7 protein-coding genes are annotated in these 9,936 nt (G+C 66.5%); 6 read left to right on the top strand and 1 reads right to left on the bottom strand.

The window, feature by feature from the left end; all coding sequences use genetic code 11:
* Positions 1 to 194: 194 nt before the first annotated feature.
* The 6 genes from ACUJB0_RS16595 to ACUJB0_RS16570 all read left to right on the top strand — a co-directional run bounded on the left by ACUJB0_RS16595 (position 195) and on the right by ACUJB0_RS16570 (position 7,978).
* Entirely contained in the window at positions 195 to 2,945 is a 2,751-nt protein-coding gene (locus tag ACUJB0_RS16595) for a TonB-dependent receptor plug domain-containing protein (RefSeq protein ID WP_444846170.1), read from the top strand.
* Positions 2,946 to 3,069: 124 nt separating this feature from the next.
* A complete protein-coding gene (locus tag ACUJB0_RS16590) occupies positions 3,070 to 3,915 on the top strand; it encodes a DUF817 domain-containing protein (RefSeq protein ID WP_444846169.1) in 846 nt (281 codons plus the stop codon).
* A 130-nt stretch (positions 3,916 to 4,045) separates the two neighbouring features.
* Complete coding sequence (locus ACUJB0_RS16585) at positions 4,046 to 5,503, top strand: UbiA family prenyltransferase (RefSeq protein WP_444846168.1); 1,458 nt, start codon at positions 4,046 to 4,048, stop codon at positions 5,501 to 5,503.
* Positions 5,503 to 5,934, top strand: coding sequence for a GtrA family protein (locus tag ACUJB0_RS16580; protein WP_444846167.1), 432 nt, complete (start codon positions 5,503 to 5,505; stop codon positions 5,932 to 5,934). The genes ACUJB0_RS16585 and ACUJB0_RS16580 overlap by 1 nt, the downstream gene beginning before the upstream one ends.
* On the top strand, positions 5,931 to 7,244 hold the full coding sequence (locus tag ACUJB0_RS16575) for an FAD-binding protein (RefSeq protein ID WP_444846166.1): 1,314 nt from the start codon (positions 5,931 to 5,933) through the stop codon (positions 7,242 to 7,244). Before ACUJB0_RS16580 ends, ACUJB0_RS16575 begins: the two co-directional genes overlap by 4 nt.
* Entirely contained in the window at positions 7,241 to 7,978 is a 738-nt protein-coding gene (locus ACUJB0_RS16570; protein ID WP_444846165.1) for an SDR family oxidoreductase, read from the top strand. Before ACUJB0_RS16575 ends, ACUJB0_RS16570 begins: the two co-directional genes overlap by 4 nt.
* A 13-nt stretch (positions 7,979 to 7,991) precedes the next feature.
* Here ACUJB0_RS16570 and ACUJB0_RS16565 read toward each other — a convergent pair whose 3' ends face one another.
* Entirely contained in the window at positions 7,992 to 9,809 is a 1,818-nt protein-coding gene (locus tag ACUJB0_RS16565; protein WP_444846164.1) for a hypothetical protein, read from the bottom strand.
* Between the last annotated feature and the right edge of the window lie 127 nt (positions 9,810 to 9,936).

Genomic DNA, 9,936 nt, shown 5'->3' with positions numbered 1-9,936 from the left:
ACTAACTAAAGTGTAATGTAACGCTCTGTAACGCTTGTCCGCGCACCAAGCTTGTGCGAAATTTGCGGCAGACGTGAAAAGCTAGGTTCATCTTTACCCAGATGAGCGATAGCGAACGCGCAGATTATTGACACCGCATCTGGGAGCAGTTCTTGAAAAACACACTTTTTAAAAAAAGTGCGATCGCACTCGCATTGACCGTCGCTTACTCACAGCACGCCTACGCTCAGCAAGCCGCTGAAGCCGAACCAAAACTCCAACGCGTCGAAATCACCGGTTCCAGCATCAAGCGGACCCAGCTTGAAGCCGCCGCCTCGGTGCAGATCCTGAGCCGCGACGACATCGAGCGCACCGGCCAGCACACCGTACTGGGCCTGCTGCGTTCGTCCAGCGCGACCGCCACCAACCTCAACTCGGCATCGAGCAGCTCGGGCAGCTTCGCCACCGGCGCTTCCGGCATCGAAATGCGCAACCTGGGCAAAGTCTCCACCCTGGTCCTGGTCAACGGCCGTCGCATCGCGCCTTACGGCCTGGCTGACGGCGCCCAGGAAAACTTCACCAACCTGGACGCGATCCCGACCGACGCCGTTGAGCGCATCGAGATCCTGAAAGACGGCGCATCGGCGATCTACGGTTCCGACGCCGTGGCCGGCGTGATCAACATCATCCTGCGCAAGGACTTCGAAGGCGGCAAGGTCACGGTCAACTACGAGACCGCCGACGGCTTCCAGGACAACCGCAACCGCAGCGCCTCGGCGATCTACGGCTACGGCGACATCGACAAGCAAGGCTTCAACACCTACCTCACCTTCGAAGGCTACAAGCGCGACGGCTACACCATGGGTGAGATGCGCGACAAGTACCCTGACTGGTACCGTCAGACCCCAGGCCACTCGACCTGGGATGCCAAGAGCCAGTACTCGCCGACCGGCAACTACTTCTTCAACAGCGCCAAGATCGTTGCCCGTCCTGGCTGCCCTGCCGACCAGATCGACCCGGCCGACAAGCTGTGCAAATTCGACCCGCTGCCGTACACCGGCCTGACGACCAACAACAAGCGCTACGCGGCGATGAGCAACACCCACTTCAAGATCGGCGCCAATATCGACGCCAACTTTGAAATCACCACCGCCGGCGCGACCAACGATTACCTCGTCGCCCCCCTGGCCACGTTCTCGACTACCTCGTCCAACGTCTGGTACAACGCGATCGACGGCAAGATGGTCGGCCCGTTCTTCTATCCGAAACTGCCAGTTGGTAACAACGGCAATATCAACCCGCAGGCGGTTGAGCTGCGCGCGCGTCTGATGGACACCGGCGACGGCTTCAACTTCAACCGCACCGAGTCCGACCAGACCCGCGCCATGCTGGCCCTGACCGGCAGCGTCGGCGACTTCGACTGGAAATCGGCGGCTGGCTACATGACCTCGTCGGCCACCAAGGCCACCCGCGCGACCAGCAAGGACGGCTACACCAACGCGATCCTCAACAACACCTACAAGTTCGGCCAGAAAAACGATCCAGCCCTGCTGGAAGCGATGTTCCCGGTCCGTACCACCAAAGGCAAATCGAAGATTTCGTTCTTCGACGCCACCGTGTCCGGCCCAGTGGCGCAACTGCCTGCTGGTCCTCTGAGTGTCGCGGTCGGTACCGACCTGCGTCGCGAATCGTACGAAATGGCGAGCTCGGACAACGTCCTGCGCGGCGACCTGGTCGGCATCTTCGGCCTGCAGGTCAAGGACACCGTCAGCCACTACGCGGTCTTCACCGAAGCGACCATTCCAGTCGTCAAGAAGCTGGAAATGAGCGCCGCGCTGCGCGCCGACAAAACCAGCGGCAGCGAGGCGCACGTTTCGCCTAAGCTTGGCCTGAAATTCAACGCCACCGACGCGCTGCTGCTGCGCGGTACCGTGTCGGGTGGTTTCCGTGCACCGAACATCGTTGAATCCGGTAACGGCCTGGGCCGTAGCTCGGTCGCGACCAACGTCAACGACCTGCGTCGTTGCCCGATCGCCACCACGCTGAACAATCTGGTCCAGAATGCGCCGAACGCGACCACCACCGACAAGGCGAGCGCCAACACCTTCCTGACCAACGATTGCAAGGCTTCGCTGCCAAGCTTCGTGAAGTCGAATCCTGACCTGAAGCCAGAAACCTCGCGTTCGTACACGCTGGGTATGGTGTTCGAACCGGTCAAGAACTGGACCCTGGCACTCGATTACTACAACATCGAGCGCAAGGACGAAATCGGTACCCGTACCGTTGGCGACGTGCTGAAAGGCGAGGCTTCGCTGCCAGCCGGCCAGCTGCTGCGCACGGATAACACCGCGGCCGACAACGAGTTCCTGGCACTGGTCAAGAAGTACGTACCGGGCAACACCACCAACTTCCAGGGCATCGGCAAGCTGGGCCTGGTCTACAACCCGTACGTCAACAGCGGCAAGACCAAGGCATCGGGCTTCGACTTCGACATGTCCGGCCGCGTGAAGATCCCGAACGTGGGCGAGCTGCGTCTGAAACTGGAAGGCACCTACGCGCTAAACTACCAGGTCTACCAGGTCGCCGACGGCGCCTACGGTATGAACTCGGCCGGCAACTACGACACCGGCGCGCGTCTGCGTACCAAGCTGCGTGCCTCGCTGAAAACCGGTCCTCTGGACCACGGCGTCACCGTCAACTACTACGGCGGTTACAGCCTGAACAGCGACGACAACGAGACCTACTGCGCAACCAGCAATGTCAGCGCCGCCAACATGCCAGCATGCGAACGCGTGCGCAGCAACACCACGGTGGACTACAACCTGGCGTACACCGGCATCAAGAACGTGAAACTGGCCCTGTACATCAACAACCTGTTGAACCAGGACGCGCAAGTGAACTATCGTGACACGTTCACCACGCCGCAGTTCCGCACCTTCGGCGCGAGCGCTTCCTACTCGTTCTAATCGCTTAGAACCCGTAGTGCGAAAAACCAGGCACCCGGTGCCTGGTTTTTTTTTCGTCCGTGGCGACTGGACAGCGGCTGGCCGCGGCGTTACAGTCGCCTGCTAAAAACTCAACCGTGACGCCATGCTTGCTGCGCTCGATCTTCATCTGCTCGACCACTCGGACCGTCCGGGCCTGCGCGGCTGGCCGCGCTTCGTGCGCGAGTTCCTGTACTTCGGCCTGAAGGAGGCGAGGGCTTGCCTGTTCGTCGCGCTGTTCTTCAGCGCCGTGCTGCTGGTGCCCCGCGCCGGCCTGCTGGGCTTGCCCCGCTACGACGTGCTGCTGGTGGCGGCGCTGGCCATTCAGCTGGGCATGGTGTGGAGCGGACTGGAAACCTGGGACGAGCTCAAGGCGGTCAGCCTGTTCCACGCGGTCGGCTTCGGGCTGGAAGTGTTCAAGGTGTCCGGCGCGATCCAGTCGTGGAGCTATCCCGACTTCGCCTACACCAAGCTGTGGGGCGTGCCGCTGTTCTCCGGCTTCATGTACGCGGCGGTGGGCAGCTACATCATCCAGGCCTGGCGCCTGTTCGACCTGCGCATCCGCCACCACCCGCCGTACTGGATGGCGGTGCTGATCGCCGTGCTGATCTATGCGAACTTCTTCACGCACCACTACATCGGCGATTACCGCTGGTACCTGGCGGCCTACGCGCTGGGGCTGTACGCCCGCACCACGGTGGTGTTCCGGCCGCTGGACCGCGAGCGCCGCATGCCGGTGCTGCTGGCCTTCGTGCTGATCGGCTTCTTCATCTGGCTGGCCGAAAACCTCAGCACATTCTGGGGCGTGTGGCGCTATCCCAACCAGCTGGGCGCCTGGTCGGCGGTGCACGTGAACAAATGGAGTTCATGGTCGCTGCTGGTGGTGATGACCTTCACCATCGTCGCCCACCTCAAGCACATCAAGGCCAGCATCCACGTGCCGGAACATTGACGGCCAGCGTGTCTGGGCACTGCCGGTTTCCGTGGGATGTGGAGCGCTGGTTGTCATTTAGCTGCAAAAATGCTATGGTTGCCGAATTTTTAAAGTCACGCTCCCGCCTTTTATGTCCCTGAGCCACCCCATGCCTCCGCCCGATGTTTCCGGCGCCGACGAGCTGCCCCTGGTCGTCGACCTCGACGGCACACTGATCAAGACCGACTTGCTGGTCGAGACCGCCAGCAGCTTTCTGGTCGAACAGCCGTGGCGTGCCGGCAGCCTGCTTGGTTGGCTGGCCGCCGGACGCTCCACGCTCAAGGCCCGCCTGGCGCAGGACACCCGGGTGGAGCTGGCGTCGCTGCCGTATAACGAGGAACTGCTGGCCTGGCTGCGCGCGGAAAAGCAGCGCGGACGCCGCCTGGTGCTGGCCACCGCCAGCCACCAGACGCTGGCCGACGGCGTGGCCGGCCACCTGGACCTGTTCGATGAGGTGCTGGGCTCGGACGCCACCACCAATCTGAAGTCGCACGCCAAGCGCGACGCGCTGGTCGCCCGCTATGGCGAGCGCGGCTATGAATATGTCGGCAACGACTGGCCGGACGTGGCCATCTGGCGCGGCGCCGCGCGGGCCCACGTGGTCAGCCGCTCGCCGCGCCTGATCGCGGCGGCCCGCCAGCATGGCAACCTCGGCCGCGTGATGGGCGACGGCCGGCTGTCGCCGCTGGCCGGCCTGCTGCGCGCCATGCGGCCCCACCAGTGGCTGAAGAACCTGCTGGTGCTGATGCCGCTGCTGGCGGCCCACCAGTACGGCGACGCGCTGAGCGTCATGCACGCGCTGCTGGCGTTGGTGGTGTTCAGCCTGACCGCGTCCAGCGTCTACCTGCTCAACGACCTGGTCGACGTCGGCGACGACCGCCACCACGCGCGCAAGCGCCGCCGTCCATTCGCGTCCGGCCAGCTGAGCCTGGCGGCGGGTTGGCTGGTCTGGCCGCTGCTGCTGGCGGCCGGCGCTGGCCTGGCCGCGCTGGCGCTGCCGCCGCGCTTCATCGGCGCGCTGGCCGTGTATTTCGCGCTGACGCTGGGCTACTCGTTCCGGCTCAAGCAGGTCCCGGTGGTGGACGTGCTGTCGCTGGCCGCGCTGTACACGCTGCGCATCGTCGCCGGCGCCTTCGCGGTCTCGGTGGAGCTGTCGTTCTGGCTGCTGTCGTTCTCGATGTTCGTCTTCCTCAGCCTGGCCTTCATCAAGCGCTACAGCGAGCTGCACGCGGCCCGCCAGGCCGGCCAGAGCAAGCCGCTGCGCGGACGCGGCTATGTGCAGCAAGACCTGGAGCTGGTCTCCAGCCTGGGCAGCAACGCCGGCTATATCGCCGTGCTGGTGCTGGCGTTCTACATCCAGGACGCCCGCACGGCGCGGCTGTACGCGCACCCGACGCTGATCTGGCTGGCCTGTCCGCTGATGCTGTACTGGATCTCGCGCGCCTGGCTGATCGCCCACCGTGGCCAGATGCACGACGACCCCATCGTGTTCGCGCTCAAGGACCGTGTCAGCTGGCTGGTCGGCGCGCTGCTGGCCGGCGTGTTCGTGCTGGCGAGGGCGCTGTGATGCGCGGCGGCGCCCGCCTTGCCGCGCTGTACGCGGTGTTCGCCCTGATCGCCACCGCGGTCAACATCGGCTGCCAGGCCGTGGTGATCTGGGCTTATCATGGCCCGTACGCCGTGCCGCTGTCCATCCTGGTGGGCACCGGCGCCGGCCTGCCGGTCAAATACCTGCTGGAGAAGCGTCACATCTTCGGCTTCGAGTCGGAAAGCCTGGCGCACGACGGCAAGCTGTTCGTGCTCTACAGCGTGATGGGCGTGGTCACCACGGCGGTGTTCTGGGGCGTCGAGTTCGCCTTCTCGCATCTGTACGGCACCGACGCCATGCGCTACGTCGGCGGCGCGCTGGGCCTGACCATCGGCAACCTGATCAAATACCAGCTGGACAAGCGTTACGTGTTTGTCGCGCCGGCCGCGCCGCTGGCGGGGGCGGCGTGACCGTGCTTGAGGGCTGGGGCCGCTACCCGAGGCAGGAGGCCCGCCTGCTGCTGCCGCTGTCGGCCGGCCAGTGCGCCCAGCGCCTGCGCGAGGCCGCCGCGGACGGGGCGCTGATCGCGCGCGGCCTGGGCCGGGCCTACGGCGACAGCGCGCTGGCGCCGCAGGTGATGGCGATGGGGCAGCTCGACCAGTTCATTGCCTTCGACCCCGAGACCGGGCTGGTGCGCTGCGCCGCCGGCGTCACGCTGGACACCATGCTGCGCACCTTCGTGCCGCGCGGCTGGTTCCTGCCGGTCACGCCGGGCACGCGCTACGTCACGGTCGGCGGCGCCATCGCCAGCGACGTGCACGGCAAGAACCACCATGTGGACGGCACCTTCGGCACCCATGTGCGCGAGCTCGATCTGTTGCTGGGCAATGGCGAGCGGGTGACCGCCTCGCCCGCCGCGCACCCCGAGCTGTTCCATGCCACCTGCGGCGGCATGGGCCTGACCGGCGTGATCCTGGCGGCCACCGTGCAGCTCAAGCGGGTGCCGTCGAGCGACGTCATCGAAACCACCATTAAGGCGCCCAACCTGGACAGCGCGCTGGCAGCGTTCGAGCAGCACGGCGCCAGCACCTACTCGGTGGCGTGGATCGATTGCCTGGCGCGCGGCGCCAGCCTGGGACGCTCGCTGCTGATGCTGGGCGAGCACGCGCCGGCCGGCGAGCTGGTGGCGCCGGAGAAGGGCGCGCTGCCGGTGCCGTTCGACCTGCCGGCCGGCCTGCTGAACCGCGCCAGCGTGCAGGCCTTCAACACGCTGTACTACCACCGCGTGCTGCGCCAGCGCAGCACGCGCCGGGTGCCGTACACGCCGTTCTTTTATCCGCTGGACGCGCTGTCCGGCTGGAACCGCCTGTACGGCAAGGCCGGCTTCCTGCAATACCAGTTCGCCCTGCCGCGCCAGGCCGGCGCGGCCGGCATGCGCGCCGTGCTGGCCGCCATCGCCGACTCCGGCCGCGGCTCCTTCCTGGCCGTGCTCAAGGCCTTCGGGCCGGCCAACGCCCATCACTTGTCGTTCCCCATCGAAGGCTATACGCTGGCGCTGGATTTCAAGGTTGAGCCGGCCGTGTTCGCGCTGCTCGACCACCTCGACCGCATCGTGCTCGAGCACGGCGGCCGCCTGTACCTGGCCAAGGACGCCCGCATGAGCGCCGAGACCTTCCGCCGCGGCTATCCGCGCTGGCAGGAGTTCGAGCAGGTGCGCGCGCAATGGCACGCGCACGGGCATTTCGCCTCCACCCAATCCCGCCGTCTAGGACTCTTATGAAAAAAATCTTGATTATCGGCGCCAGCTCGGCGATCGCCCAGGCCGCCGCCCGCCAGTGGGCCGCGCAGGGTCACGCGCTCTATCTGCTGGGCCGCGACGAGGAGCGCCTGGCAGCGCTGGCCGCCGACCTGGCGGTGCGCGGCGCCCCGGTGGCGCGCCATGGCCTGCTCGATGTGAACGAGTTCGCGCTGCACGCGGCCGCCATCGACGCCGCCGCCGCCGCGCTGGGCGGCCTGGACACCGTGCTGATCGCGCACGGCACGCTGGGCGACCAGAAGCTGTGCGAACAGGATTTCGCCGCCGCGCTGCGCGAGCTGAACACCAACGCGATCAGCGTGATGTCGCTGCTGACCTTGCTGGCCAACCGTTTCGAGGCCCAGCGCCACGGCACCCTGGCCGTGATCGGCTCGGTGGCCGGCGACCGTGGCCGCCAGTCCAACTATGTGTACGGCACCGCCAAGGGCGCGCTGGCGATCTTCCTGCAGGGCTTGCGTAACCGCCTGCATCCGGCCGGCGTGCGGGTGCTGACCGTCAAGCCCGGCTTTGTGGACACGCCGATGACGGCCTCGTTCAAGAAGGGACCGCTGTGGGCGACGCCGGAAGCGGTGGCCGCGGCCATCGTGGCCGCGGTCGAACGCGGGCGGGATGTGATCTACACCCCGTGGTTCTGGTGGGGCATCATGACGCTGATTAAGCTGGTGCCGGAGCGCGTATTCAAGAAGCTCAAGCTGTAACGCCCGCCCGGGCTCAGCCCGGCGTGATGCGGATTTCGTACAGGGTGAACGGGCGCTTGCCGGTCCAGTTGTTGCGGAATTCCAGCCGTTGCCCGCCCTGCCATGGGGCCATGGCGAACGGCAGCGTCACTTCCTGCACCGCGTCTTCGGTTCCCTTCAGGCCGCGCACCAGCAGCGACCGGCCCGCCGCCGTGTCGTAGACATCGAACAGCGAGACCAGTTCGTTCGCGGGCGCGGCGCTGCGGTAGCGCAGCGTGACGCGGTAGGTGCCGCTGGGCAGCGGCAGGTAGGGACCGAAATTGAGCATGCCCGGCAATTCCGCGCCGGGCTGCGCCGTGCGCGCGGCGCCGTCCACATGTCCGGTCTGTCCCGGCAGGCTGGCGGCCGTCAGCACAATCGCGCTGGCCCGCTGGCCCGGCGCCATGCCGGCCGCCACGATGACGCCGGCGCCCAGCACGGCCGCGCCGATCCAGCGCCAGCGCGCGCCGCGCGCAAAGCCCGCCGCCAGCAACAGCACCGTCATCGCCAGCCACGCATAGTTGGGCCGGTAGCCGAAGGCCCAGTCGCCGTTGTACAGCGCCGGCAGCCAGGCGTGGAGGCGGCCGTAGTACATCGAGTAGCTGGCCAAGGGCGTCTCCCACGCGTGGTTGAACATGTCCACTTTTTCGACCGCGTAGCAAAAGAAGAAATACGCCTGCAGCGCCACCGACAGCCAGGCCAGCGCCAGGAACAGCGGGCGGCGGCGGCGCGACAGCTCCAGCAGCGCGTACAGCGTGGGCACCGCGAACACCACGGCCGCGGGCCAGCCGAAGCGTCCGGTGAAACTCCAGCCGCCGTACCAGGCGGGATGCAGCGAATTGGGGCCGATCAGCGTCGCGAAGACGGCCGCCCACAGCAGCAGGAACGGACGGTTGGCGCGGTACAGCCAGCCCACGCCCAGCAAGCCCAGCAGGTTGATCGGGTTTTGCAGCAGGAAACCCTGGTTCTGGTCGAAGTGCAGGCCCATCAAGACCATCAGGCTGGTCCTGCTCACTTCCACCGCGTTGTCCTGGTACGGGCCGGACATCTTGCCGAAGGCGTACAGGTTGTAGGCCGCCAGCGCCACGCAGGAGACGGCCGCGGCCGCCAGCAGCCGGGCCACGCGGCCCCGGTCGCCCGATTCGCGGTGGATCTTGGCGGCCACGCCCAGCACCAGCAGGGCGCAGGCCGGGCCGAACTTGATCTGCAGCCAGGGCAGGTAGACCACCGCCACGGCCAGCGCCAGTTCGGCGGCGGCGCTGCGCCGCTGTTGCGTGGTGAGGAACCAGTACAAGCCGGTCAGGGCGAGCAGCCCGCCCAGGATGTCGGGGTAGACCTGGCTGGCGGCGGGCACCAGCGGCGCGGCGACGCAGCTGGCCAGCACGGCCAGGCGGCGCGCCCCGGGCTCGCTGGAGAACAGCCCCGAGATCTTCCACGCGCACAGCACCACGCCGGCGCCGCAGAGGATCATGAACAGCTTGGCGCCGAGGATGCCGCCCAGCGTGAACGGCAACGCCAGCAGCAGGGGCAGGCCGAGGTTGTGGAGGTTGAAGCGTCCGTGCGGGCCGGCGATGGAGTGGTCGTCGGTGGGCGGCAGGCCGAAGCGCTCGGGCTGGCCGGGCTGTTTGGCGTCCTGGTACGGAATGGTCTGCTCCAGCGCGCCGTGCCGGGCCAGGCCGTTGGCCATGACCATGTAGTGGGGTTCGTCGCCGGTGGGAATGTTGACCTGCGCCTGGCGCCAAAGCGTCAGGGTCGCCAGCGCGCACACCAGGTAGATCAACAGGATGGGCCAGGGGGAGGAGTGTTTCTGCATTGTCGGATAGAGGTGGGGGCGCGCATGCAAAAACGGCACTGATGCACTAAAAGTAATTGATGATACAGCAATAGGCGGTATTTCTCCAGACGGCGGCCGCCAGCCCGCCCGCCGCCGCGCCAATCCA

The organism is Duganella caerulea, assembly GCF_040362985.1.
Classification (GTDB): domain Bacteria; phylum Pseudomonadota; class Gammaproteobacteria; order Burkholderiales; family Burkholderiaceae_D; genus Rugamonas; species Rugamonas vulcania.
This window is presented reverse-complemented; position numbering and strand designations above follow the sequence as displayed.